This is a genomic window from Litoreibacter sp. GN1-5, from assembly GCF_055693805.1.
Window position 1 is genome coordinate 50,310 of the sequence record NZ_JBVFUP010000001.1, and the last position, 25,976, is coordinate 76,285.

The window sequence follows — 25,976 nt, forward strand, 5'->3', positions numbered from 1 at the left end:
TGGCTTCGCTTTGACACCTTAAGCTCCGCCATCTCATGTCTTTCCTATTCAAACACTATGTTAGTTTAGGCTGACCCATTCAGCCTTCCATCGCTTCCAGCTCATCAATCATCCCCGAGATCATCGACAGACCTTTATCCCAGAATTTCGGGTCAGACGCGTCCAGTCCGAAGGGGGCCAGCAGCTCTTTGTGGTGTTTCGAGCCGCCTGCTTTCAGCATTTCGAAATATTTGTCTTGAAAATCAGCACCACCTTCTTCGTAAACCGCATAAAGCGCGTTCACCAGACCGTCACCAAACGCATAGGCATAGACATAAAACGGTGAATGGACGAAATGCGGGATATAGGCCCAGAAGGTCTCGTAACCGTCCATGAATTCGAATGCCGGTCCAAGAGATTCGCCCTGCACCGACATCCACAATGCATTGATATCATCCGGGGTAAGCTCGCCATTGCTGCGTGCGTCGTGCAGCTTGCATTCAAAATCGTAGAACGCGATTTGGCGCACGACCGTGTTGATCATATCCTCAACCTTGCCCGCCAATAGCACCTTGCGCTGTGCAGGTGTGTCAGACGCATCCAAGAGCTTTCGGAAGGTCAACATCTCGCCAAAGACCGATGCGGTTTCAGCCAAGGTCAAAGGCGTCGAGGACAGTAATTCGCCTTGCCCTGCCGCCAGCACCTGATGCACGCCATGTCCCAATTCATGCGCCAAGGTCATAACATCGCGGGGTTTGCCAAGGTAGTTGAGCATCACGTAAGGATGCACATCTGTCACCGTGGGATGCGCAAACGCCCCCGGCGCCTTGCCCGGCTTCACGCCAGCATCAATCCAGCCCTTGTCGAAAAACGGCTTGGCTAGATCAGCCATCTCTGGCGCGAAATCGCTATAGGCGTCCAAAACGGTTGTCTTGGCCGTGTCCCAATCAACCAATGCCGTGTCTTCCATTGGCAATGGCGCATTGCGGTCCCAGACCTGCATCTTGTCCAGCCCAAGCCATTTGCGCTTCAGCTCATAATACCTGTGGGACAGCTTCGGGTATGCTGCGACAACTGCGTTGCGCAAAGCCTCCACAACCTCTGGCTCCACATGGTTTGACAGATGCCGACCTGTCTGAGGCGTGGGCATCCCCCGCCAGCGATCCTCGATTTCTTTCTCTTTTGCCAAGGTATTGTGAACCCGCGCGAACAATTTTACCTGTTCGCCAAAGACCTTCGCCAATTCCCGCGCGCCCAATTCGCGGCGTTCACGGTCAGGATCGGTCAGCAGATTCAGCGTTGCTTCAATGCCAAAAACCTCCCCATCGATCTGGAATTCCAAACCAGCAATGGTCTCATCAAACAGCCGGTTCCACGCGGCAGAGCCTACGGTAGATTGGTCGTGTAAAAACTTTTCCAACTCATCAGACAGCTGATAAGGTTTCATCGCCCGCATCCGGTCAAAATAGGGCTTGTAGCGCGCAAGGTCGAGATCAGAGGCAAAGAGCGTCTCATACGCTTTTTGCTCTATTGCGTTGAACTCCAGAGAGAAAAACACCAGTGGGGTGGTGAACCCGGTGATTTTGTCTTGTGCGTCCGCCATAAATTTGGCCCGGTCTGCATCAACCGTATTCTGGTAATGGCGTAGCCCCGCATAAGACATGATGCGCCCCGCCACCATCGAAAGCCTCTCTTCGCGTTTGACGCAGTCGAGCATCTTGGCCGCGGACAACCCTGCCAGCTTGCCTTCATAATCCTTGGCAAACTCCGCACAGGCTTGTTCCAACCAATCCATATCGCGCTTGAATTCCGCCGCATCTGGGCTTGGGTAGAGATCGCTGAGATCCCATTCCGGCAAATCACCAAATGGACTGCCACCGTCCTGTGCGTCATAGGCGATCTGGGGCAGGGTGAATGGCAAATCAAAACGCATTGGGCAATCCTTTTTCAAAGCTGTTCTTGATACCTAAGCTGCCCCCTCCAAAGCCTCAAGCGCTAAGCGTTCAAAAAATTGCAAGCGCAAGATTTCCCAAGGCCATAAGTGCCGTTAGGGTAAATGTTATGAGCATACTCGCCTGACGGATCGCCAAAGGCTCCGGCATCTGCGATATTCCCCAAGCATGCGTAGCACGACTGACCAGCATTGCTATGCCGAACACATGCAACACCCATCCAGGGGTGCCTTGCAATTCCAACCCCAGTAGCAGGATCAACAAGATCGGCGCATATTCCGCGAAATTTCCATGCGCACGCACATATTGGCGCAATTGTCGATCTCCGGCATCGCCATAGAGAGCCTTCTCAGAGATGCGTCTGCTGATCACCCGCATTGAGATCGCAATATAGAGTAAGCCCAACAGCCCTATGTAAATCGGTGCAATCACGACCATCTTTCCAAAAATGCTGCCTTCTGGGACATTGAATTTTCCTGGAAAATTCGCGCTTAGTCTAACTCAATCAAGAGATCCTTCGCGTCGATTTGTGCGCCGGGGGCGACGTGGACGGCCTTAACCACCGCATCACGTTCTGCGTGAATGCCAGTTTCCATCTTCATGGCTTCAATGGTCAAAAGCAGATCGCCTGCGGTCACTTTCATGCCGGGTTGAGCTGCGACTGCTGCCACCACACCCGGCATCGGCGCGCCAATATGATTTGGGTTTCCAGCCTCTGCCTTCGGCATCCGTGCACTGGCAGACGCGATTTTGCGATTGGGCACCCGGATCACACGGGGTTGACCATTGAGCTCAAAGAACACCTTGGCCTCGCCCAGCTCGTTGGTTTCACCCAAAGCCTGCATGCGGATTTCAAGGGTTTTGCCGGGATCAATTTCAACGCTGATTTCTTCGCCCGGCTCCATTCCATAAAAGAACGTGCGTGTTGGAAGCGTCCGCACAGGCCCGTAGGTCTGATGGCGCCCCATATAATCCAGAAAAACCTTTGGATACATCAGATAGCCATTAAGGTCCTCGTTATCGACGTCCATACCGTCAAGCTGGTCAGACAAGTCTTTACGTGTGGCCTCCAGATCAACAGGGGGCAGGTTCTCGCCGGGCCGATGTGTCATGGGCTTTTCACCTTTCAGAATCTTTTTCTGAATGGCTTTGGGCCAGCCGCCGGGGGGCTGGCCAAGATTTCCGCGCATCATATCAATGACGCTATCGGGGAAGGCGACCTCGACCGTTGGGTCTTCGACCTGCGTGCGCGTTAAGCCTTGCGACACCATCATAAGCGCCATATCACCGACCACTTTGGAAGACGGCGTGACTTTCACGATATCACCAAACATCTGGTTCACATCCGCATAGGTCTGCGCGACCTCGTGCCAGCGTTCCTCTAGGCCGACGGACCGGGCCTGCGCCTTGAGGTTGGTAAACTGACCGCCGGGCATCTCGTGCAGATACACCTCAGAGGCCGGGGCCTGCATGCCAGATTCGAACGCGGCATATTGCGCGCGCACTGTTTCCCAGTAATCGCTGATCTGACGCACGGTTTTGATGTCGAGCCCTGTGTCCCGGTCCGTATGGGCCAGTGCCTCAACGACGGAGCCCAAAGTCGCCTGCGAGGTATTGCCCGAAAGCGCGTCCATTGCGCAGTCCACCGCGTCAACGCCCGCTTCTGCAGCCGCCAAAATCGTCGCAATTGCAACGCCAGCCGTGTCATGTGTGTGGAAATGGATTGGCAGGCCGACCTCTTCCTTCAGTGCTTTGATCAGGACTGTGGCTGAGGCAGGTTTCATCAACCCAGCCATATCCTTGAGCCCTAGAATATGCGCGCCTGCCGCTTTCAGCTCTTTACCCATTTCGACGTAGTATTTCAGGTCGTATTTGGCCCGGTCCGGGTTCAAAAGATCACCTGTGTAGCAGATCGTACCCTCGCAAATCTTGCGGCTGTCCAGAACCGCATCCATTGCAACACGCATGTTGTCGACCCAGTTGAGGCTGTCGAAGACGCGGAACACATCCACCCCGGTCTCGGCCGCTTGTCGCACAAACTCCTGCACCACATTGTCAGGATAGTTCGTATAGCCCACCCCGTTTGACGCGCGTAGCAGCATCTGTGTCAGAAGGTTGGGCATCGCGGCACGCAAATCGCGCAATCGCTGCCACGGGCATTCCTGCAGGAAACGATAGGCCACATCAAATGTAGCCCCGCCCCAGCATTCCATCGAGAACAGTCCCGGCATATTGCACGCATAAGTGGGTGCCACCCGGATCATATCGATCGAGCGCATCCGCGTCGCCAAAAGCGACTGATGCCCATCACGCATCGTGGTATCGGTGATCAGTAGATGCTTTTGATCGCCCATCCAGTCGGCGACGGCCTGGGGGCCGTGATCCTCCAGAATATTGCGGGTGCCGTAAGGCGGGGTCTCGCACTGACGGGGTGGCGCTACGGGCATACGTGCCTCGGCGGGCAGGGGGCGGCCTTCGGTCTCGGGATGACCGTTCACCGTGATATCAGCAATATAGGTCAGGATTTTCGTGGCCCGGTCGCGGCGGCTCTTGAAATCAAAAAGCTCTGGCGTCTCGTCGATGAATTTAGTGTGGTATTCGTAGTTCAGAAATGTCGGGTGCTTCAGCAGGTTTTCGACAAAGGCGATATTCGTGCTGACCCCGCGGATACGGAATTCGCGCAAGGCGCGGTCCATGCGGCGAATGGCGGCTTCGGGCGTGGGAGCCCATGCGGTTACTTTGGTCAGAAGGCTGTCGTAATAACGTGTAATCACAGCGCCGGAATAGGCCGTGCCACCATCCAGCCGAATGCCCATGCCGGTAGCCGAGCGATAGGTGGTGATACGCCCGTAATCGGGGATAAAATTGTTTTGCGGGTCTTCTGTCGTCACCCGGCATTGCAGCGCGTGACCATCCAGCTTGACATCATATTGAGAGGCACACCCCGTTGCCTCAATCAGCGATTTGCCCTCGGCAATCAGGATTTGCGCGCGCACGATATCGATGCCTGTGACTTCCTCTGTCACCGTATGTTCAACCTGTACGCGCGGGTTGACTTCGATGAAGTAGAATTCGCCAGTGTCCATATCCATCAGAAATTCGACGGTGCCTGCACATTCATAATTGACGTGTTCGCAAATCTTCTTGCCCAGATTACAAAGCTTCTCGCGCTGCGCACCTGACAGATATGGGGCAGGGGCGCGTTCCACCACTTTCTGATTGCGGCGCTGGACCGAGCAATCGCGTTCCCAAAGGTGGTAAATCTGCCCATGGCTATCGCCCAGAATTTGGACCTCTACGTGGCGGGCACGCCGGATCATCTTTTCCAGATAGCCTTCGCCATTGCCAAAGGCCGCTTCGGCCTCGCGGCGGCCTTCCAGTACTTTTTCTTCTAGCTCATCTTCGCTGAAAATTGGCCGCATCCCGCGCCCGCCGCCGCCCCAAGAAGCTTTGAGCATCAGCGGATAACCCACCTGGGCCGCTTCCTTTTTGATCGCTTTCATATCGTCGCCAAGAACTTCGGTCGCGGGAATAACCGGAACACCTGCCTCGATAGCGACCTTGCGCGCAGACGCCTTGTCGCCAAGGGCGCGCATGGTTTCAGCCTTGGGGCCAATAAATGTGATCCCGGCTGCGACGCAAGCGTCTACGAAATCGGGGTTTTCGGACAGAAGCCCGTAACCGGGATGGATCGCATCCGCACCCGACATTTTGGCGACGCGAATGATTTCTTCAATAGAAAGGTAGGCTGCAACCGGCCCAAGCCCTTCGCCGATCTTATAGGCTTCATCTGCCTTGAATCGGTGCAGCCCCAGCTTGTCTTCCTCGGCATAGATTGCGACGGTTCTTTTGCCCATCTCATTGGCCGCGCGCATAATGCGGATTGCTATTTCGCCGCGGTTGGCAATGAGGATTTTCTGGAAGTCAGCCATATCGGACCCATCCCTGTTTTGCAGTTGCAGCATAGTTATGAAGTTTTTGTAATGAGGTAAACTGGTTATGCATCGCCAAAGCGCATTGCCGCCAGATCCTAAAGAAGTCTGCTGGCGAGATCTTTCAGGCTTTTGGCACCAAGCTGGCCCATATTAGACTCCATGTCCTTTTTAAGAATATCAGCCAGATGCGCTGGGCCATCCGCACCCAATGCGCCCAAAGCGTAATGCCAGGGGCGGCCAAGCATGACGAAATCTGCGCCAAGCGCGACTGCGCGCAAGATGTCGAGCCCGGTCTCAATGCCAGAATCAAAAATGACCGGCAGGCTTGTCGCAGCGCGCACATGCGGCAGGCATTCTATCGTGGCGGTGGCTGCGTCGAACTGACGGCCTGCGTGGTTCGACACCCAAAGCGCATCAACGCCCTCATCTTGCAGTCGCGCGGCATCATCTGCTTGCGTGACACCTTTGACGATCAGCGGGCCGTCCCACTCGTCCCGGATCGTTTTGAGGTAATCCCAATCGGGCGATGTCCGTAACATATAGCCCACATGGGCGGTGGTAGACCGGGTCTGCTTGTCCAGCTTCGCGGTCTCTGCATAGCCGTCCATCATCTTCATCCGGGGCATTCCGGTTCGTCGGATGCCGTTTAGCCAAGCGGGGCGCAGGGCGGCTTGAATGGCAAGGCGGGGTGTCAGCTTGGGCGGCTGGGTCAGGCCGCCTCGGGTTTGTCGTTCGCGACGGCTGGCGACGGGGACATCTACCGTCAGGATCAGCGTGTGAAATCCTGCGTTTCGGGCGCGACCCATCATATCGGCACGGATTTCAGGATCGCGCGGGGGATACATCTGAAACCATGCGTTTTCAGGCAGATGCGGCGCGACATCCTCGGGCGTCTGGGTGGCAACGGTCGACAGGCAATAGGGCACCTGAAGCTGGCGCGCTGCACGGGCCAGCAGCTTTTCAGCATCCGGCCAGATCAGGCCGGACATACCGACAGGGGCAATGCCGAACGGCAAAGGGTATTGTGCGCCCAACAGGTCTGTCGAAAGGTCTGGTGTAAATTCGCCATGCAGGATCGAGGGCTTGAACAGGACCGCATCCAGCTTTCCCCGATTGCGCCGTAGCGTCGCCTCGGACCCGGTGCCGCTGTCGAGATATTCCCAAACGAAATGCGGGATGCGTTTGTAGGCTCGGGCTTTGAGGTCACTGAGCGCCGGATAGGTTGCATGGTCGTCCATCCTTTGCTTGTCAAAGCAAACGCTTGGCTTGTCCAGTAAATTGGTCGGAACATTATAAGAACAAGCCTTTTCCTTCCTGTCGCTTCAGGCTATCTTTCGACATATGAGCGAATTCGATGATGCAGAGGCGTTTGAAGCCGCCGCCATTCCCTTATCTCAGCGTGCCATGGGCGCGCGGGCGGCCCCATATCTGGACGGGTTGAACCCCGCTCAGCGCGAGGCGGTCGAGACGTTGGACGGCCCCGTCCTGATGCTGGCGGGCGCGGGGACGGGCAAGACCAAGGCGCTGACGACACGTATTGCGCATTTGCTGACAATGGGGCGGGCGCGGCCCAACGAAATTCTGGCAGTGACCTTTACCAACAAAGCCGCGCGGGAGATGAAGAACCGCGTTGGGGCGTTGCTGGGCGAGGCTGTGGAGGGGGTGCCATGGCTTGGCACGTTCCACTCGATCTGTGTGAAACTTCTACGCAAGCATGCCGAACTGGTCGGGCTGAAATCGAATTTCACGATCCTTGATACGGATGACCAGATCAGATTGTTGAAACAGTTGATCGTGGCCGAGAATATCGACGACAAGCGCTGGCCCGCGCGGATGCTGGCCGGGCTGATTGACAGCTGGAAAAACCGTGCCTGGACGCCCGAAACTCTGCCCGAGGCGGAAGCCGCAGTCTACAACGATATGGGAGGCAAACTTTATGCAGAATATCAGGCGCGGCTGATCGCGCTCAATGCCGTGGATTTCGGTGATCTGCTGCTTCATAGCGTTACGATTTTTCAGCGGCATGAAGACGTGTTGGCCCAGTACCAACGCTGGTTCAAATATATCTTGGTGGACGAATATCAGGACACCAATGTCGCGCAATATATGTGGCTGCGGCTTTTGGCTGCGGCGCATAAGAATATTTGTTGTGTGGGCGATGACGACCAGTCGATCTATGGCTGGCGTGGTGCTGAGGTGGGCAACATCCTGCGGTTCGAGAAGGATTTTGAAGGCGCAAAGGTTGTTCGGCTGGAACAGAATTACCGCTCGACCGAACATATTCTGGGGGCTGCCTCTGGCATTATCGCGGCCAACAAGGGTCGGCTTGGCAAAACGCTGTTCACCGAAGCTAAGGGCGGTGAGAAAGTGCGCCTGATCGGCCATTGGGATGGCGAGGAAGAAGCCCGCTGGATCGGGGACGAGATCGAAGCAATGCAGGTCGGTACACGCGGGATGCACCCGATTGGCTTGAATGAGATGGCAATTCTGGTGCGTGCGTCCCATCAGATGCGCAGCTTTGAGGATCGGTTCCTGACGATTGGCCTGCCCTACCGGGTGATTGGTGGCCCGCGGTTCTATGAACGCCTCGAAATCCGCGATGCGATGGCTTATTTCCGGTTGGTGGTTTCAGCTGACGATGATCTGGCCTTTGAGCGGATTGTCAACACGCCCAAACGCGGGCTTGGTGACAAGGCGGTACAGAAAATTCAGATGATGGCGCGCAACAATGGTGTGTCGCTTCTGGAAGGCGCGCGGTTGCTGTTAGCCACGAAAGGTTTGGGCGGCAAAGGCGCGGTTGAGCTGACCCGCCTGATTGACGCGCTGGACCGCTGGGGCCGCCTTCAGCGTGGTAGCGAAATGTCGCATATTGAACTGTCCGAAGTGGTCCTAGAGGAGTCTGGTTACACAGAAATGTGGCAAAATGATAAGTCCCCTGAGGCGCCGGGGCGGCTGGAAAACCTTAAAGAACTGGTCAAAGCTCTAGAGCAATTCGAGAACCTGCAAGGCTTTCTGGAACATATCGCGCTGGTCATGGATAATGACAGCGAGGATGCGTCTGAAAAAGTGTCGATCATGACGCTACACGCCGCCAAAGGGCTGGAATTTCCGGCTGTGTTTTTACCGGGTTGGGAAGACGGGTTGTTCCCGTCACAACGCTCGATGGATGAGAGCGGGCTGAAAGGTTTGGAAGAAGAACGCCGGCTTGCCTATGTGGGCATCACGCGGGCAGAAGAGCTTTGCACAATCTCTTTTGCTGGTAACCGGCGGGTATATGGGCAATGGCAATCAGCGCTGCCGTCACGCTTTATCGATGAGTTGCCAGAGGCCCATGTCGAGGTGCTGACACCGCCGGGGCTTTATGGTCATCAGGCGGGCTCGGCGGAACATATGATGGGCGCGCTCGACAGTGATCTGGGCGAAAAGGCAGCACGGGCGGATGTGTATAATTCGCCGGGCTGGCGGCGCATGCGGGACCGTCAGAATATGCGTGGTGTAAGCCAGCCGCGCGAAAGCAAGACTGTTGTTATTGATGCGCAGGCGGTGTCCTCCTTTACTGTGGGCGAGCGCGTGTTTCACCAGAAATTTGGCTATGGCGTGATCGATGCGGTTGAAGGCGATAAACTGGACGTGGCGTTCGACAAAGCAGGCCTGAAGAAGGTGGTCGGCCGCTTCATTGTTGCGGCAGATGCAGCTGGCGACGTGCCGTTCTGAGCGTAGGCAATTTTTCTGCGAAAAATTACGCTCAGTGATCAGCCGAACAGAACTGGATAAAGCGACAGCACTAAAAGCCCCGCCATCAGCCAATTGAAGGCGTTCAAGCGCGCGGGGTTGGTCAGGAACCTTTGCATCTGTTGACCTAGGACGGTCCAGAAACTGACCGTGGGCAGATTAATCGCGCCAAAGATCCCAGCAACCAGACCAATGGCGGCAAGGGTTTGCTCCGGTGCGTAGATCGTAACTGCGGTTAAGGCCATGGCCCAGGCTTTCGGGTTGACCCATTGAAAGGCGGCGGCTTGCAGGAAGGTCATGGGCGTGCCAGCAGACTGGCCTTCGGTTGGGGTCGCTGCATTGGCGATCCTCCAGGCGAGCCAAAACATATAGACAGTGCTGGCAATTTTCAGGATCACATGACTCATCGGATAGGTCGTGAATATTTGTGCAAGGCCAATACCCACGAGAACGATCATCAAGGTGAAGCCGATGCCGATGCCAAGCATATGTGGCACAGTCCGGCGGAAGCCGAAATTCGCGCCTGATGCCAGAAGCATCAGGTTATTCGGCCCCGGCGTAATCGAAGAAACGAAGGCGAAAAGCGCGAAGGCGGTGAATAGCTCATAGGTCATGAGTGCAAGATTAGGTGGGTTGGCGTGCATTAAAGTTGCGTATTGTGTTGCTTTTCCAGTATCTCTGCAATTTATGACGAAGTTGGATCAAATAAACGAAAAGATATTGCGAGAGTTGGGGCGCGATGGCCGGATCAGCAATCTTGAGCTTTCTGATCGTGTGGGGCTGTCTCCGTCTGCCTGTCTGCGCCGGGTGCAAGAGATGGAGCGCACGGGCGTGATCCAAGGGTATCGTGCTGTGTTGGACCGCACGAAGCTTGGGTCTGGCTTTGCGGCTTATATCGGTGTTGGGCTATCGGATCATTCCAAAGCTGCGCAGGAAGCGTTTGAGCGGTCAATCTCGCGCAGCCCAGAGGTGCGGGAGTGTCACAATATCACCGGCACTATCGAGTATCTGCTGCGGGTCGAATGCGCCGATCTGGCCGCTTACAAGATATTCTATACGGATGTCTTGGGCACACTGCCACAGGTCAATGCAATCACATCTTACGTGGTTATGGGATCACCAAAGGATGAGCGCGCCTGAGGCCTAGCGGCGGGTTACGGCGAAATGCTGCGTGATACCGATGGCTGTCAGTGCATAAACGATGTGACCCCAGAGCGCGGCCCATGTGATACCGGTGAACCCAAGGAAGGCGGGCATACCGGCAACGAGATGGGCCAGAATGTAAAGTGCGAAGACCCATTGCGCGCATCCGAATGCCACGGCCACAACATACCATGGAACAGCGGGGGCCAATTTTTGCCAAAGCGGTCGGGCGATAAGCGCGAAGCCCAGCGGGTAGCACACGACCCCGGCAAAGTAGTGCAGAATATAGGATGCGGGCTTGGATGCGAAGCCGGCAATGGATTTGAAGACAGACCCCGCAAGCGGTACAGGGGCCAGGTTCGCACCGCCCAGAAGTGGGCTGATCGCTTGACCGTAGATTTCGAACGCGGCCGTGGCGAGCGCACCTGCGAGGATCAAAAGCATAAAGCGGTTGGCTGCGATGGGCATGGGGTGGCTCCAGTATATCTTTGGCCAAACCCTAGCACAGGCATAATGGCCTACGCGAAACACATCCATTGACGGTTTTGTCAATTTTGTATCGATCATGCGCGCAAGGAGCTGAACCCGGCTGTTACCCGTAAAAAAACGGCGATGCCCGGGAGGAGGTGGGCATCGCCGTTCAAGGCAACGAGCTATTCAGGGAGGAGGCGAACAGCCCGTATTCGAATTCTTTCGACGGCGGCCCCTGGGAGGAGGAGGACGGGGCCGCCGCCAATCACATACACAAACCAAAGGGAGGATATGGTCTGTGTATGAAGACGTTAGTTCTTGTACGCAGCTTCCAGAGCGACGCTTTTGATCATTGAGCGGTGCAGGCCCAGATCGTTCAATTCGCGATTAGAGAGCTGATCCAGCTCACCCAGAGTGTTGCGGTATGTACGATACCGTGCGTATTGGTCTTTCAGTTCTGCAATGCGCGCTGAAATGCGTGCGACGAGACCTGAGCCAGTGCGTGAGCTTGATGCGTATGCCATTTTAAGTTCCACTTCGTTTCGGTTGGCCATCGGGGCCAGAATGTCTTTTGCTGTGTTGTGACCAATATGTAGGGAAATGCTGCACTGCAACAATCCCCTTTCTCCGCAATGCTGCTATGCAGCGTTCGCATGGCTTAAGTACTTGATTCAAATGATTAACCTGACGTCAATTTGGGCAAGAAAGTGGCATTTACACAGCTCTTGAGCAACGTGCACAAATTTGTCGCAGAGTGAAAACGACACAATATGCAGAGTAACCCCTTGTTTCTATGTTAGCGCTGTCACTAGGTATGGGGAAAATCAAATAGGGCGGAATTTTGACATGAGTAATTCCCATGATGCTGTTCTGGAGGCGCTGAAAACTGTCGCGGTGCCGGGCGGTGGCAATCTTGTTTCACGCGATATGATCCGTGCGCTCACGATTGAAGGTGATTCCGTGCGTTTTGTGATCGAAGTGGCGGCTGAAGAGGCGCAAGCCATGACACCTTTACAGCAAGTCGCAGAGAAAGCTGTGACAAGGGTGCCGGGTATCACCAAGGCCATGGTGATGATGACGGCCCATGGACCTGCGCAGAAAGCGTCCCCCTTTGGACCACCACCATCCTTAAAGGTGGGCGGGCACCCAAAACCGCAGGCGGGACCAACCAAGCCATCGGGCGTGGACAGGATTTTGGCGATTGCCTCGGGCAAGGGCGGGGTGGGGAAATCCACCCTATCGTCCAATCTGGCGGTTGCTTTGGCAAAACAAGGCCGCAAGGTCGGGCTTTTGGATGCAGATATATATGGGCCGTCGCAGCCGCGCATGATGGGTGTGTCCAAGCGGCCCGCATCACCGGATGGCAAGACAATCCTGCCCCTGCATGCGCATGGGGTCACGATGATGTCGATCGGGTTGATGATGGACCCGGGCAAAGCCGTGGTCTGGCGCGGTCCGATGCTGATGGGGGCGTTGCAGCAGATGCTGGGGCAGGTGGAGTGGGGCAAGCTGGATGTGCTGCTTGTTGATCTGCCGCCGGGCACGGGGGATGTGCAGTTGACGCTATGCACGAAATCTGAGCTGACCGGGGCTATTGTGGTCTCGACCCCTCAGGATGTGGCGTTGCTGGACGCGCGCAAGGCGCTGGATATGTTCAAGACGCTGAACACGCCGGTTCTGGGGTTGGTTGAGAATATGTCCATGTATATCTGCCCCGATTGCGGGCGCGAGGCACATATTTTCGGGCATGGTGGCGTCAAGGAAGATGCGGAACGGTTGGGTCTACCGTTTCTGGGGGAAATCCCGCTGGACATTTATATTCGGCTGGCTGGTGACGAAGGGACGCCGATTGCAGCGGGCGAGGGGGCGGTCGCCGATGCTTATGGGGCGCTGGCGGCACGGCTAGTGGCGGGCGGTATGGCGTAGCCTATTCTGCCACTGCCGCTTCGATGGGAACGTCGAATTTATACGTATATTCTTCAATGTCACCACGCGTGACATAGAGAATAGAGGCAGGCGTGCCGAAATAGTAGTCGACAGAAAGGCTCGGCCCGTCGCTATAGCGGTAGGGAATCGTTGCGAATTTTTTCAGAACGCGGCCATTCGCATCCATGGCGAACACTATTGCATCCGATTTCTGGTTCTTGATTTGGGAGATTAACATATTGTCGCGCAGCTCAATACCTTCGGGCAGCTCATTTGCACTATGTGTCTCAGATGTCATGTAGGGCGCTGTGTTCACAGTAAAGCTGCCTTTGGCCCGCACCGGGGGCTGAGGAAAGTTCGTTGTATTAAACTCCAACCGGTTGACCGTAAGTTCATAAATCGTGTCTTGGTCCGGTGTATTTATGACATCGCCGGACGCCGTATAGAATGTCACCTGACCGTCATCCATTTCATAACGATCAAAGACATCGAAAAACAGATCACTTGGGACCTTTGGGTACACGAATCTGATATCTTGTTCGTCATGTTGCCCGTCAGAGGTCGTAACCGTGATGCGATCTTGCAACTCGCTTATCTCAAGGTCCACAGGGGCTGAGGTTTCTGGCATCTCTGCGAAGACAACCGCATCGCTTGGGATCGGGCGGATAGGCTGGTTGCTATCGCGTGGTGCTTCAAAATTTGTGATTTCCATATCCAGCGGAATTTCAACCTGCTCACTATCAGGTGTCGTGACTAGGGCGATATCCACCTCGGATACCTCGCCTCTATAATATTTGGTAAGTGTCAGGCTGGCACGGTGGGTTTCCTCAAAACTGACGAGCCGCGTCTCAAGTTCCTTTTCAAGTGATGCGCCTTCGAATTTACCTGCAAGCGCTGCGTCTAGCATCGTGCCCACGACCTCAAGGTAGTCATCGAAAAATTCCGTGCGGCCTGTGCCGCCGCCACTGTCATAAAGGTATTGTCCCGTCGTGTCCTTTGCCCCGATGATCACGGCGTCACTGTCAATATCTATCAACGCACCGTCTAGTCGCTTTATGTCGAGCAAGACGATGTGGCCATCTATCTCTTCCAATGTAATGTTGTAGTCACCGACAGTCGCACTGTCGCCCTGAGACAAGGTCAGTTTTTCGGGCAGGGTTGGCACGCTGACCTTGAGTGTTCCCGTAACACGTGTGGGCAGTTGCGTTATCTCGGTGCCGGGTTCGACTTCTACCCTCAGAACCGTGCCATTGTTCCAAACGCCGACAACCGGCGGGGTGCGCTCAAATTCGTAGCTGACCGGTAGTGTACTGCCATCGTCAAACGCAACCTCATCCCAGATCACTGCATGGGCGAAAGGATAAGCGAAAGGTGGCCTCACATCGAGGCTATAGGCGTTGTAGGGCGGTTGGTTTATGACCATCAAGCCTGCAAGATATGTGTCCAGCAGGGCCTGACCGTTTTCATAGTCTGATAAGACAGCGAAGGGATCAGCTGTATATTGAACGCTGGTCGGTGGGCGCTGGCCCTCAATCGCCCAGCCTTTGACAAGAAAAGCCGTATGGGCAAGCTGTTTGAATTGGTCGCGCATCGCGGTGTCTTCAAGGCCATCTGCCTTGGTATTAAATTCAGCCTGCGCCTGAATGCGGGCGGCTTCCTGATCTTCAAGGCTTTCTTTGCATGCGGCAAGGGCCAGCAGAAATGCTAGGGCAAGATAAAATTTCATTGATATACGTCCATCATTTGAATGATTTCTCTCTAAGTTGCTTTGTATGGGCGGTGCAAGTCGTTTTACTGATGAGGTAAACGGTGTGCGTTTTTGAAAAGCTCGTCGAGCAAAATCACGCTTATTCACGCGGTCGCGACTCCTATTTTATGGGTGATTCGCGTCTGAAATGCTTTGGAAGCAGCGATTTTTTGTAATTTAGTGGGAAATTATGGGAAAAATTCCATATTTTTTATACACTATATATAGTGCTTGTTTATTACACTCCTACTAATTGCACTCTTTTCTTCGCGGTTTCTATATTTTGCGAAGCCTTTTCGTTCTCGATAGCCTAGTATATCCCATAAAGTGGTATTGATTTCCATGAATACCCGTGTACATTCATTCTCACGATGAGGACGGGATAAGAGAAGGGGCGCTAAGAACCCCAAGGCGACCGAAAAGGTTTCATACAGGCCCCGCTTTCATTGAAAGACGTCCGACCCTGCGCGAGCAGACATCCCCCCAGGTGGCGCGGGTCGGACACTCCCTAAGTGGGACGAGGGCGGCGGATTGGGCAGTGGCAGCAGCTCAATTCGCCGTTTCCATTTTTAGAATGGGGGAACGGGACTAGGGACGCGTGGCGCAAAGGTTCAGAGGTGAAAGTGTCCATAAGGTGGACAATAAGGGCAGGGTGTCTATCCCGGCTCTGTTTCGCCGTGTGCTTGAAGCCGGCGATCCAGATTGGACCGATGGGCTGACGCCGAACCTTGTGATCGTTTATGGTGGTCAATCCCAGAAATTCCTTGAAGTTTACACGCAGCAGGCCATCAACGAGGTGGATGAAACGATTTCCCGCCTACCGCGCGGGTCGCGCCAACGACGGGCGCTGGAACATATTTTCAATGGGCAGGCCTTGCCGACGCAGACCGATGACACAGGCCGTTTGGTGTTGCCACAAAAGCTGCGGGAAAAGGTCGGGATATCGAATGAGGCCTATTTCAAGGCTTCGGGCGATACATTCCAGATCTGGGCACCTGATGCCCATGAAAACCGCAATGCGGATATCGAAAACTGGCTTGCCGAGCAGGGGGATGATTTCGATCCTCTGACCTTGCTTGATGCGGCACCGCCCCCTGCTGCGGTGGAGTGATCATGGCCGCTGCCGCGCGTGTTTCAGACCCAGAGGCGCCGCATCTGCCGGTTCTGATTGATGCAATTCTTGCGACTGTGACACCAAAGGGCATTTGGCTTGATGGCACGTTCGGGGCCGGTGGCTACACCCGCGCCTTTCTGGAGGCCGGGGCGGATCGGGTCATTGCGTTGGACCGCGACCCGATGGTGTTTGAGATGGCAAAGCCCTGGGCGGACTCCTATGGGGACCGGCTGGTTTTGCGCCAAGGGGTGTTCTCCGACCTCGATACGTTGGCTGATATGCCGCTTGATGGGGTTGTTCTTGATCTTGGGGTCTCTTCAATGCAGCTCGATCAGGCTGACCGCGGATTTTCTTTCTTGCGTGACGGTCCTTTGGATATGCGGATGGGGCAGGATGGGCCCTCGGCTGCCGATTTGGTCAATGAGGGTGATGAGGCGTTGATCGCGGATATTCTGTTTCAATACGGCGAGGAACGCGCATCGCGCAGGATCGCCAAGGCAATTGTTGCCGCACGGCCAATTTCGACAACCGGGCAATTGGCTGCTGTGGTTGAGGCGTGTTTGCCGCGTGCCAAGCCGGGACAAAGCCATCCGGCGACGCGTAGTTTTCAGGCGCTTCGGATTGCGGTGAATGATGAGTTCGGCCAGTTGATTGCCGGGTTGGAAGCAGCGGAGCGCGCGCTAAAGCCCGGCGGAGAACTGGCCGTTGTGACCTTCCATTCACTGGAAGACCGGATCGTGAAGAAGTTTTTGCAAGCGCGCGCAGGCCGCGCCGGGGGTGGCAGCCGCCACGCACCTTTGCAAGATACGGTAACACCCACATTTGAGCTGATCGCCCGGAAAGCGGTGACGGCTTTGCCCGAGGAATTAGCGCGCAATCCGCGTGCCCGTTCGGCCAAGTTGCGGGTCGGGCGGCGCATCGATGTGCCTGCTCAGGCTCAGGATCGCACGGCGCTGGGTTTACCAAAACTTGTCGGACAGGAGCTTTTCTGATGCGTGGCTTTCTTTATGCGGTTTCTGCTTTGGTGGTAATGGGGCTGGCTTATTGGGCTTACTATGAGAATTACAAAACACAGGAAGCGCTGCGCACGGCCTCAGATTTGCAGCGCACTATTGGGGCCACGCGCGAACGCCTGAGCGTGCTGGAAGCAGAATGGGCTTATCTGAACCGACCGGAGCGTCTGCAAGATTTGGCGTCGTTGAATTTTGAGCGACTACAACTGATGCCGATCACGCCTGATCAATTCGGAACCGTCGGTCAGATTGCGGAGCCGCAGAAAGAGGAAGACCTGATCCTTGAGGCCTTACGCGAGGCAATTGATGTAAGCAGCGGGGAGAGCACGCAATGATCCGGACACCCTTGCGCCCTTTGGCGCGCATTTTGGCTGCGCGCTCGACCGGGGAAAACCCTGACCGGATCGAGCGTGAGAATATCCGTCTGCGTCATGAGGAAATGCGCGATCAAATGCGTCTGCGCGCTGAAAGCCGTTTGCTGTTCGTCGGGGTGTTGTTCCTGATCGGCTTCTCCTTGGTCGGGACGCGCATGATGGTGCTGGCATCGTCTGAGGCGACAGAGCCACGTGCGTCGGTATCCAGTGCCAATATTGTGGCACAGCGGGCGAATATCGTAGATCGCAATGGCCGCGTTCTGGCGACAAATCTGGTGACGAATTCGCTATATGCGCAGCCTCATTTGATGGTGGAGCCCTATAAAGCAGCGGAGAAACTGGTCGAGATTTTCCCTGATCTTGATTTGAAGAAGTTGCAAGAAGATTTCACCGGTAAGCGTAAGTTCTTGTGGGTCAAGAAAAAACTTAGCCCGGAGCAACAGCAGGCTGTGCATGAAATTGGTGAGCCGGGTTTGCTGTTTGGCCCGCGTGAAATGCGCCTTTATCCCAACGGCAAACTGGCGGCCCATGTTCTGGGTGGGGCCAGTTTCGGGCGTGAAGGTGTGCATTCTGCCGAGGTGATCGGCACGGCGGGCGTTGAAAAGGCGTTTGACGAATATCTGCGTGATCCAGCGCAGGGCGGTGCGCCTTTGGAGCTGAGCATCGATATGTCGATACAGGCCGTTTCGCGCAACATCCTGTATGGCGGTATGAAGTTGATGAACGCCAAGGGCGCGACCAGCATATTGATGGATGCGAAAACCGGTGAAGTGGTTTCGATGGTGTCGCTGCCGGATTTCGATCCGAACACACGACCTCAGCAGCCTGTGAAGGGTGATCCGTCTGACAGTCCCTTATTCAACCGAGCGGTGCAGGGTGTGTATGAACTGGGCTCAACCTTCAAGATATTCACCGTCGCACAGGCGTTGGAGCTGAAGCTGGTCAACCCATCGACTATGATCGAGACCAAAGGTCCTTTGCGTTGGGGGCGCTACAAAATCCGCGATTTTCATGATTATGGTGATGAGCTGAGTGTGACCGATGTGATCGTCGAATCCTCGAATATCGGCACGGCTCGGATGGCGCTGAATATTGGCGGGGTCCGTCAAAAGGCGTTTCTGCAAGCACTCGGTTTTTCTGAACCAACGAAAGTGGAATTGGTGGAGGCCCCCGGTTCCAAGCCATTGTGGCCCAAAAAGTGGTCCGATATTTCGACCATGACCATCAGCTATGGCCACGGTATGGCGGCAAGCCCGCTGCATCTGGCTGCAGCCTATGCGACGGTTGTAAATGGCGGGACAAAAGTGACGCCAACATTGCTGAAATCGGAAAATCGCGAGCCCGGCCCACGGGTGATCTCGGAGAAAACCTCGGAGCAGGCCCGCAAGATGCTGCGTCAGGTGGTCAAACGTGGCACAGCCAGCTTTGCCGAAGTGACGGGATATGCGGTGGGCGGCAAAACGGGAACAGCAGATAAGGCCAAACATACGGGTGGCTACTACGATGATAAGGTGATCGCGACTTTCGCCTCGGCTTTTCCGATGCATGATCCGCAATATGTGCTGATTGTTACGCTAGATGAGCCGTCCGAGAATTCCGGCACCAAGCCGCGCCGCACCGCTGGTTGGACGGCAGTGCCCGTGGCGGCAGAGATGATCCGCCGGGTTGCGCCGCTTCTGGGGCTGCGACCAGAGATTGAACCCGGAACCCTGACTGCGGTAACAGAGACCAAATACTAAAGGGGGGCAGATGGACCAAGGCAATACAGCCAGTTTGAATGCACTTGGTCTGACCGCGCGTGATGGGCGCGAGGCCGAGGTCACAGGCCTGTCGGTCGACAGTCGGACGGTCAAACCGGGCCATTTGTTTGCTGCTCTGCCGGGCAGCAAAATCCACGGGGGCGAGTTCATTACATACGCTTTGCGGATGAAGGCGGGCGCGGTTCTGACCGATCCGGAAGGGGCCGAGATTGCCGCTGATGAACTGGCGGCATCGGATGTCGCCGTGGTCGTGACCGAAGACCCGCGACAGGCGCTGGCCTATGCCAGCGCGCTTTGGTTCGGCGCACAGCCCGGCACGATGGTGGCGGTGACAGGCACCAACGGGAAGACCTCGGTTGCAAGTTTCACACGGCAAATCTGGATGGAGCTTGGGCTGAAAGGCGCAAATCTTGGAACAACAGGTGTCGAAGGTGCGTATGCCGCGCCGATGACCCATACAACACCAGAGCCGATAACCCTGCACAGCCTTCTGGCCGAGATGGCCGGGGCCGGTGTAACCCATGCAGCGATGGAGGCATCCTCTCATGGGCTGGAGCAGCGGCGTTTGGATGGCGTACATCTGATGGCTGCCGCGTTTACCAATTTCTCGCAGGATCATCTGGATTACCACGCGACGTTTCAGGATTATTTCAATGCCAAGGCGGGGTTGTTTTCGCGGGTTCTGGCGCAGGATGGCGTTGCCGTGATCAACATGGACGATCCGCGCGGGCGGGATATGCTGGGTGTGGCCCGAAAGCGGGGCCACCATTTGCTGCGGGTTGGGCAATCTGACGCGTGTGAGCTTCAGCTTCTGAGCCAAAGGTTTGATGCGACCGGGCAGGAGCTACGATTTGCCCATGACGGGCAGGCTTGTCAGGTGCGGCTTGAGTTGATCGGCGGGTTTCAGGCGTCAAACGTGCTGGTGGCGGCGGGGCTTGCCATTGGTGCAGGCGCGAAGCCTGCAGATGTTTTTCAGACATTGCCACGACTTGAAACGGTGCGGGGCCGGATGCAGAAAGCTGCAACCCGTAGCAATGGGGCGGCGGTATTTGTCGATTATGCCCATACACCGGATGCGCTTGAAACAGCCCTGAAGGCGATACGGCCCCATGTGATGGGGCGGTTGATCGTTGTGTTCGGGGCAGGCGGTGATCGGGATAAAGGCAAGCGCCCCCTGATGGGGGCTGTGGCGCGGGACAATGCCGATGTGGTATTTGTCACCGACGACAATCCGCGCAGCGAGGACCCGGCCGTGGTCCGGGCGATGATCCTGGACGCGGTGCCAGCGGCCAATGAGGTTGGCGACCGGGCGGAAGCGATCTTGCGTGGTGTCGATGCGCTTGGTCCCGGTGACACGCTGTTGATTGCTGGTAAAGGCCACGAGACCGGGCAGATTGTGGGCGATGATGTGTTGCCCTTTGATGATGTGGAACAGGCCAGTGTGGCTGTGGCCGCTTTGGAGGGACGGATATGAGCGTGCTCTGGACAGCCTCGGACGCGGCAACGGCAACGGGTGGTCGGGCAACAACGGAATGGGGCGCGACAGGGGTGTCGATTGACACGCGCTCGATTGAGCCGGGCGATTTGTTTGTGGCCTTGAAGGACGTGCGCGATGGTCATGATTTCGTCGCCCAAGCGTTGGACAAGGGGGCGGCAGCGGCGCTGGTATCGCGCGTGCCGGACGGCGTTTCTGAAGATGCACCGTTGTTAATCGTCGACGACGTCCTAAGCGCGTTAGAGGCCATGGGCCGCGCTGCGCGGGCGCGGGCGGCGGCGAAGATGATTGGGATCACAGGGTCGGTTGGCAAGACCTCGACCAAGGAAATGCTGCGCACTGCGCTGTCCGGGCAGGGTCATGTCCATGCGGCGGAAAAAAGCTTCAACAACCATTGGGGCGTTCCGCTGACACTGGCTCGCATGCCCGCCAAGACGGATTTCGCGGTGATTGAGATCGGCATGAACCATCCCGGCGAGATCGCACCTCTGGCTGTAATGGCACAATTGGATGTGGCGATCATTACGACCGTGGCTCCTGCACATCTGGAGGCGTTCAATTCTGTCGAAGACATCGCACGCGAAAAGGCGTCGATCCTGCAAGGCGTGACGCCGGGCGGTGTGGCGATTGTAAACGGGGATGTTGAGACCAGCGCTTTGTTAAGCGGTGGCATTGATTTGCGCCGAGAGACCTTCGGGCAGAACGAAACGGCAGATTGGCGGCTGGTTGAAGCGATCTCAAGTGATGAAACGACCGTATGCAGGGTGCAGCACGGGACACAAAGCCTGCTGTTCAAACTGGGCGCGCCGGGGCAACATTTTGCGATGAACGGGCTTGCAGCACTTGCCGCGGTTCATGCCGCCGGGGGTGATCTGGGGCAGGCAGCGGTTGCGCTGGCAGAATGGGCGCCGCCCGCCGGGCGCGGCAAGAAACATTTCATTCAGCTTGATGATATTGAAAGCGGTATCGGGATTGATCTGTTTGATGATGCCTATAATGCCAACCCTGCTTCGGTTGGGGCTGCGTTGGATGTTCTGGCCGAGACCACACCGCAAGATAATATCGGCCGCGTCGCCAGAGGGCGTCGCGTGGCCATCTTGGGTGACATGAAAGAACTGGGCCCGACGGGGCCTGATCTACATGCGGCCTTTGCTGGGCGACCAGCCATGGAAAAGATCGACAGGGTCCATTGTGTCGGTCCGTTGATGAAACATCTGCACGAGGCTTTGCCCGAGGATAAACGCGGGTTTTGGGCTGAAACAGCGGCTGAGCTGTCGGCACGCCCAACTCAGTTGGCGGATGCCGGCGATGTGGTGATGGTTAAAGGATCACTCTCAATGAAAATGGCCAGCATCGTTGACGCCATCACAAAATTGGGTCAATCCGTTGACAAAAATGAAAGAGGGACACCCTAGATGTTGTATTGGCTGACCGGATTGTCCGATGGTGGCGACCTTTTCAATCTGTTTCGTTACATCACATTCCGGGCTGGTGGCGCATTTTTTACGGCGCTGATCTTCGGATTCATGTTTGGCAAGCCGTTGATCAATTTGCTCAGGCGCAGGCAGGCCAATGGCCAACCTATCCGCGATGATGGCCCTGAGGGGCATTTGCTGACCAAGCAGGGCACCCCCACGATGGGTGGCGTGCTGATCCTTGGGGCGCTGGTCGTGTCGACCTTACTGTGGGCGCGGCTTGATAATGGGTTTGTCTGGACGGTGCTGTTGGTGACAATCGGCTTCGGGTTGATCGGCTTTGTTGACGATTACGCTAAGGTAACGTCGAACAGCCATGCGGGTATTTCCGGGAAGGTGCGTTTGTTGATCGGTTTTGTGATTGCTGCGATTGCGGGATATGCCGCCACATTGCTGCACCCGGATGAGCTGACCAATCAACTGGCATTGCCTGTGTTCAAAGATACGCTCGTCAATCTCAGCTTTATGTTCATTCCCTTTGCCATGGTGGTGATCGTGGGGGCTGCTAATTCTGTCAACCTAACCGATGGACTGGATGGCCTTGCCATTATGCCCGTGATGATTGCCGCCGCCACGTTGGGGGTTATCGCCTATGCGGTGGGGCGGGTTGATTTTACGGAATATCTGGATGTGCATTATGTCCCTGGCACCGGCGAGCTATTGATTTTCACCGCAGGGCTCATTGGTGGTGGTCTGGGTTTTCTGTGGTACAACGCCCCCCTGCGGCTGTGTTTATGGGTGATACCGGGTCCTTGGCCTTGGGTGGTGCCCTTGGTGCTATCGCCGTTCTGACCAAGCATGAATTGGTTCTGGGGATCGTCGGCGGGCTGTTCGTGGTTGAAACACTCAGCGTTGTCATTCAGGTGCTTTATTTCAAACGCACGGGCAAACGGGTGTTTCTGATGGCCCCGATCCATCACCATTTTGAAAAGAAAGGCTGGGCCGAGCCGCAGATCGTCATTCGCTTTTGGATCATCTCGCTGATCCTTGCAATGATCGGGCTGGCGACCCTGAAAATCAGATGAGAACGGCGCTGGTTACAGGTGGTAATCGCGGCATTGGTAAGGCTATTGCGGCGGGTTTGCGGGATGCAGGTCTGGATGTGATAATCGGTGCGCGGGACCCTGACGAAGGTAAAATCGCCGCTGCAGAACTTGGGGTGCGCTCAAAACGGCTTGATTTGCTGGATGCGACCTCAATCAACGAAGCGCGCGCCTGGGCGGGGGAACTGGATGTGCTGGTCAACAATGCCGGCCTTCTGGAAGAGATGCCGTTTCTGGGCCCGAATGATAATTATTACAGATCTATGCAGGTGATGGTGAATGGGCCGTTCGAATTGATGCGTGCGTCCCTTATGGGGATGCAAGCGCGCGCATATGGCAGAATCGTGAACGTGTCATCCGAATGGGGCAGCTTCTCGGAAGGATTGGGCGGTGGCGGGGCTTACGGTATCGCCAAGGCTGCGTTGAACGCGCTGACCCTTCGTGCATCGCAAGATGTGCCCGCAACGATCAAGATCAACGCCATGTGCCCCGGTTGGGTCAAGACCCGCATGGGCGGTGCAGGTGCTGCGCGCAGCACACAGGAAGGTGCAGATACGGCAATCTGGCTGGCGACATTGCCTGATGATGGCCCAACGGGCGGCTTCTTCCGGGACCGCAAAAGGATCGATTGGTGATCCCGGTTCGGGGCTATAAGGGCGCGAAGGTTGCAGTTCTGGGGCTTGGCCGCTCTGGCCTGTCTGCGGCACAAGCCTTGCAGGCGGGCGGCGCCACGCCGCTGGTCTGGGATGACAGCGCTGACGTGCGCGCAAGGGCTGAGGCCGAAGGCTTTGCACCCTATGATCTGACCAAAGCCGGTGCGTTTGAAGATGTCGCAACGCTGATCGTGTCGCCCGGCATCCCGCACCTTTATCCGCAACCCAACAAGATCATTGCAGCGGCTTGGGCGGCAGGGGTTCCTGTAGATAATGACATCGGTCTGTTCTTCCGGTCCTTTGCCACGCAGGATTGGGACGGGTTTGACCAAATGCCCAAAGTGGTTGCCGTGACTGGGTCGAACGGAAAATCCACGACCTCCGCCCTGATCCATCATATCCTGCAAGAGGTTGGCCGTCCCACGCAGCTGGCTGGCAATATCGGGCGCGGCGTGTTGGATATGGAACCTGCAATTGACGGCGAGATCGTGGTCGTTGAGCTGAGCTCTTACCAGACGGAACTGGCCCGTGCATTGACGCCGGATATTGCGGTTTTTACCAACCTGTCGCCTGATCATCTGGACAGGCATAACGGTCCCGGCGGGTATTTCGCCGCCAAGCGCCGTTTGTTTGCAGAAGGTGGCCCGGATCGTGCGGTGATCGGCGTGGACGAGGTCGAAGGGCAATATTTGGCCAATCAACTGGCAGGCGGGTCAGGCGATGATCGGGTCATCCAGATCTCGTCCGGGCGCAAGTTGGCAGGGCTTGGCTGGACTGTTTTTGCCCGCAAGGGATTTTTGGCAGAATGGCGTCGGGGCAAGCAGATGGCCTCGGTTGATCTACGCAAGGTTGTCGGCTTGCCCGGCGCGCATAATCATCAGAATGCCTGCGCGGCCTATGCCGTTTGCCGCGCCGTTGGTCTTGCCCCGCGAGTGATCGAGGCGGCGTTTCACAGCTTCAAGGGGTTGCCCCATCGCAGCCAGCTCGTGGCCGAAAAAGATGGCGTGCGGTTCGTTAATGATAGCAAAGCCACCAATGTGGACAGTGCTGCGCAGGCCTTGCAAGCCTTCGAAAATATCCGCTGGATATGTGGCGGGCTTGAGAAAGAAGGCGGCCTTGATAGGCTGCTGACCCATTTGGGCCGTGTGAAGAAAGCTTATGTCATCGGACGCGAAGCGCCTGGCTTTGCCTTGCAGCTGGGTGATCTGCCGCATGAGGTTTGCAACACGATGGCCAATGCTGTAGCCACCGCAGCCCGTGATGCCGAGGCCGGAGATACTGTCCTGCTAGCCCCTGCCGCGGCGAGCTTTGATCAATATGACAGCTTCGAAAAGCGCGGCGAGGACTTCATCGCGCAGGTTGAGGGGCTTTAGACGCGGGCGGGATAGGTGATAACCCATTCTGCGTTATAAAAACGGACCGCCCCTTTCAGGGCGGCCCGCTTTTGGCTTAACAGAGTTATCGTTGCTCAGGGTAGCTTTGACGCAACCCGCTCGGCGAAAGCGGCGATCATGCCGTCGTAATATTCTTTACTGTCGGCAGTGATTAGCCGCAGATCGGTGCCTGGCAAGAAAAACTGCTGGGCCTGCTCGAAACTGACTGTCAGGGTATAGTTGGCGAAATTGGAGTTGTCGTTCGGGTCACTGATGCGCACCTTCCCCACAAGCTTGGAATCATTTGGGGTCAGAGGTGAGCGAAAACCATTGGCCAGTGCAACCTCATCTATATCGACAGAAATTCGGGCGCCGTCCTCCACGATCCGGTCGGTGATCCGCTCGACAATGGCGTTCTCCAGGTTATCGGACAGGGACGACCAATGGGCCGCAGCATTTTCATTTTTGATCGCATCCAGATCGGCGGATACGTCGACCTCGCTGATCATTACACGTGAGAAACCGGGGGCCGCAGCCATCATGAGAGTGGCCGCAAGGGCAGTGGTGAGAGCTGTGCGTAACATAACGTATCTCCGTTCTTGGCGTTGTCGCGGCCGCAATGTCGACCGCAGTACAATTGTAACGCTGACGGCCGTAAGGTGGGCCTGACAAACCTGTGAGTTAGATTACAAGGCCTGTTCCGGGGGTTGATTTCTGGTTTTCTGCTGTTTGAGGCCAAACCTGCAAGGATATTCCCGAATATTTTGCGCAGCACATTCTTGCCAATCGGG

21 protein-coding genes and 1 pseudogene are annotated in these 25,976 nt (G+C 56.1%); 13 read left to right on the plus strand and 9 right to left on the minus strand.

Annotated elements, in window-relative coordinates; translation table 11 throughout:
- Positions 1-79: 79 nt before the first annotated feature.
- From ACZ1HF_RS00255 to ACZ1HF_RS00270, 4 genes are all read right to left on the minus strand, one after another.
- The gene (locus ACZ1HF_RS00255; RefSeq protein WP_472655628.1) at positions 80-1,912 is read right to left on the minus strand and encodes a M3 family oligoendopeptidase; all 1,833 of its coding nucleotides are present in this window, start codon (positions 1,910-1,912) and stop codon (positions 80-82) included.
- A 70-nt stretch (positions 1,913-1,982) separates the two neighbouring features.
- Entirely contained in the window at positions 1,983-2,363 is a 381-nt protein-coding gene (locus tag ACZ1HF_RS00260) for an MAPEG family protein (RefSeq protein WP_472655629.1), read from the minus strand.
- A gap of 59 nt (positions 2,364-2,422) precedes the next feature.
- Positions 2,423-5,863: a pyruvate carboxylase gene (locus ACZ1HF_RS00265; protein ID WP_472655630.1), complete on the minus strand. Its 3,441-nt coding sequence runs from the start codon at positions 5,861-5,863 to the stop codon at positions 2,423-2,425.
- A 98-nt stretch (positions 5,864-5,961) separates the two neighbouring features.
- Positions 5,962-7,104: an alpha-hydroxy acid oxidase gene (locus ACZ1HF_RS00270; RefSeq protein ID WP_472655631.1), complete on the minus strand. Its 1,143-nt coding sequence runs from the start codon at positions 7,102-7,104 to the stop codon at positions 5,962-5,964.
- A gap of 103 nt (positions 7,105-7,207) precedes the next feature.
- On the opposite strand from ACZ1HF_RS00270, the gene ACZ1HF_RS00275 reads away from it, so the two are divergent.
- Entirely contained in the window at positions 7,208-9,580 is a 2,373-nt protein-coding gene (locus ACZ1HF_RS00275; RefSeq protein WP_472655632.1) for an ATP-dependent helicase, read from the plus strand.
- Between the two features lie 38 nt (positions 9,581-9,618).
- Here the strand turns inward: ACZ1HF_RS00275 and ACZ1HF_RS00280 are convergent, their stop codons facing one another.
- Positions 9,619-10,212 (minus strand): LysE family translocator, encoded by a 594-nt coding sequence (locus ACZ1HF_RS00280; RefSeq protein ID WP_472655633.1) that lies wholly within the window; start codon positions 10,210-10,212, stop codon positions 9,619-9,621.
- 73 nt (positions 10,213-10,285) lie between these two features.
- Between ACZ1HF_RS00280 and ACZ1HF_RS00285 the strand changes: the two genes are divergently transcribed.
- Complete coding sequence (locus ACZ1HF_RS00285) at positions 10,286-10,738, plus strand: Lrp/AsnC family transcriptional regulator (protein WP_472655634.1); 453 nt, start codon at positions 10,286-10,288, stop codon at positions 10,736-10,738.
- Between the two features lie 3 nt (positions 10,739-10,741).
- Here ACZ1HF_RS00285 and ACZ1HF_RS00290 read toward each other — a convergent pair whose 3' ends face one another.
- A complete protein-coding gene (locus ACZ1HF_RS00290) occupies positions 10,742-11,209 on the minus strand; it encodes a hypothetical protein (protein WP_472655635.1) in 468 nt (155 codons plus the stop codon).
- 314 nt (positions 11,210-11,523) lie between these two features.
- Entirely contained in the window at positions 11,524-11,736 is a 213-nt protein-coding gene (locus tag ACZ1HF_RS00295; RefSeq protein WP_472655636.1) for a DUF1127 domain-containing protein, read from the minus strand.
- A gap of 322 nt (positions 11,737-12,058) precedes the next feature.
- Between ACZ1HF_RS00295 and ACZ1HF_RS00300 the strand changes: the two genes are divergently transcribed.
- Positions 12,059-13,138 (plus strand): Mrp/NBP35 family ATP-binding protein, encoded by a 1,080-nt coding sequence (locus ACZ1HF_RS00300; protein WP_472655637.1) that lies wholly within the window; start codon positions 12,059-12,061, stop codon positions 13,136-13,138.
- Between the two features lies 1 nt (position 13,139).
- Here the strand turns inward: ACZ1HF_RS00300 and ACZ1HF_RS00305 are convergent, their stop codons facing one another.
- The gene (locus tag ACZ1HF_RS00305; protein ID WP_472655638.1) at positions 13,140-14,864 is read right to left on the minus strand and encodes a hypothetical protein; all 1,725 of its coding nucleotides are present in this window, start codon (positions 14,862-14,864) and stop codon (positions 13,140-13,142) included.
- Positions 14,865-15,537: 673 nt separating this feature from the next.
- On the opposite strand from ACZ1HF_RS00305, the gene ACZ1HF_RS00310 reads away from it, so the two are divergent.
- The 10 genes and pseudogenes from ACZ1HF_RS00310 to murD all read left to right on the plus strand — a co-directional run bounded on the left by ACZ1HF_RS00310 (position 15,538) and on the right by murD (position 25,185).
- Positions 15,538-15,996: a division/cell wall cluster transcriptional repressor MraZ gene (locus ACZ1HF_RS00310; protein WP_472655639.1), complete on the plus strand. Its 459-nt coding sequence runs from the start codon at positions 15,538-15,540 to the stop codon at positions 15,994-15,996.
- 2 nt (positions 15,997-15,998) lie between these two features.
- Complete coding sequence (gene rsmH / locus ACZ1HF_RS00315; protein WP_472655640.1) at positions 15,999-16,991, plus strand: 16S rRNA (cytosine(1402)-N(4))-methyltransferase RsmH; 993 nt, start codon at positions 15,999-16,001, stop codon at positions 16,989-16,991.
- Positions 16,991-17,347 (plus strand): cell division protein FtsL, encoded by a 357-nt coding sequence (ftsL, locus tag ACZ1HF_RS00320; RefSeq protein WP_472655641.1) that lies wholly within the window; start codon positions 16,991-16,993, stop codon positions 17,345-17,347. Before rsmH ends, ftsL begins: the two co-directional genes overlap by 1 nt.
- Positions 17,344-19,125: a peptidoglycan D,D-transpeptidase FtsI family protein gene (locus tag ACZ1HF_RS00325; protein WP_472655642.1), complete on the plus strand. Its 1,782-nt coding sequence runs from the start codon at positions 17,344-17,346 to the stop codon at positions 19,123-19,125. The genes ftsL and ACZ1HF_RS00325 overlap by 4 nt, the downstream gene beginning before the upstream one ends.
- Positions 19,126-19,135: 10 nt before the next feature.
- Positions 19,136-20,620 (plus strand): UDP-N-acetylmuramoyl-L-alanyl-D-glutamate--2,6-diaminopimelate ligase, encoded by a 1,485-nt coding sequence (locus ACZ1HF_RS00330; RefSeq protein WP_472655643.1) that lies wholly within the window; start codon positions 19,136-19,138, stop codon positions 20,618-20,620.
- Positions 20,617-22,056: a UDP-N-acetylmuramoyl-tripeptide--D-alanyl-D-alanine ligase gene (locus ACZ1HF_RS00335; RefSeq protein ID WP_472655644.1), complete on the plus strand. Its 1,440-nt coding sequence runs from the start codon at positions 20,617-20,619 to the stop codon at positions 22,054-22,056. The genes ACZ1HF_RS00330 and ACZ1HF_RS00335 overlap by 4 nt, the downstream gene beginning before the upstream one ends.
- A 111-nt stretch (positions 22,057-22,167) precedes the next feature.
- Positions 22,168-22,847 (plus strand): annotated as a pseudogene (gene mraY / locus ACZ1HF_RS00340) (phospho-N-acetylmuramoyl-pentapeptide-transferase); the annotation flags it as partial.
- A 3-nt stretch (positions 22,848-22,850) separates the two neighbouring features.
- Entirely contained in the window at positions 22,851-23,141 is a 291-nt protein-coding gene (locus tag ACZ1HF_RS00345; RefSeq protein WP_472659093.1) for a hypothetical protein, read from the plus strand.
- Positions 23,138-23,794 (plus strand): SDR family NAD(P)-dependent oxidoreductase, encoded by a 657-nt coding sequence (locus ACZ1HF_RS00350; RefSeq protein ID WP_472655645.1) that lies wholly within the window; start codon positions 23,138-23,140, stop codon positions 23,792-23,794. Before ACZ1HF_RS00345 ends, ACZ1HF_RS00350 begins: the two co-directional genes overlap by 4 nt.
- Positions 23,791-25,185 (plus strand): UDP-N-acetylmuramoyl-L-alanine--D-glutamate ligase, encoded by a 1,395-nt coding sequence (murD, locus tag ACZ1HF_RS00355; protein ID WP_472655646.1) that lies wholly within the window; start codon positions 23,791-23,793, stop codon positions 25,183-25,185. The genes ACZ1HF_RS00350 and murD overlap by 4 nt, the downstream gene beginning before the upstream one ends.
- Positions 25,186-25,280: 95 nt before the next feature.
- Here murD and ACZ1HF_RS00360 read toward each other — a convergent pair whose 3' ends face one another.
- Positions 25,281-25,769: a hypothetical protein gene (locus tag ACZ1HF_RS00360; RefSeq protein ID WP_472655647.1), complete on the minus strand. Its 489-nt coding sequence runs from the start codon at positions 25,767-25,769 to the stop codon at positions 25,281-25,283.
- Between the last annotated feature and the right edge of the window lie 207 nt (positions 25,770-25,976).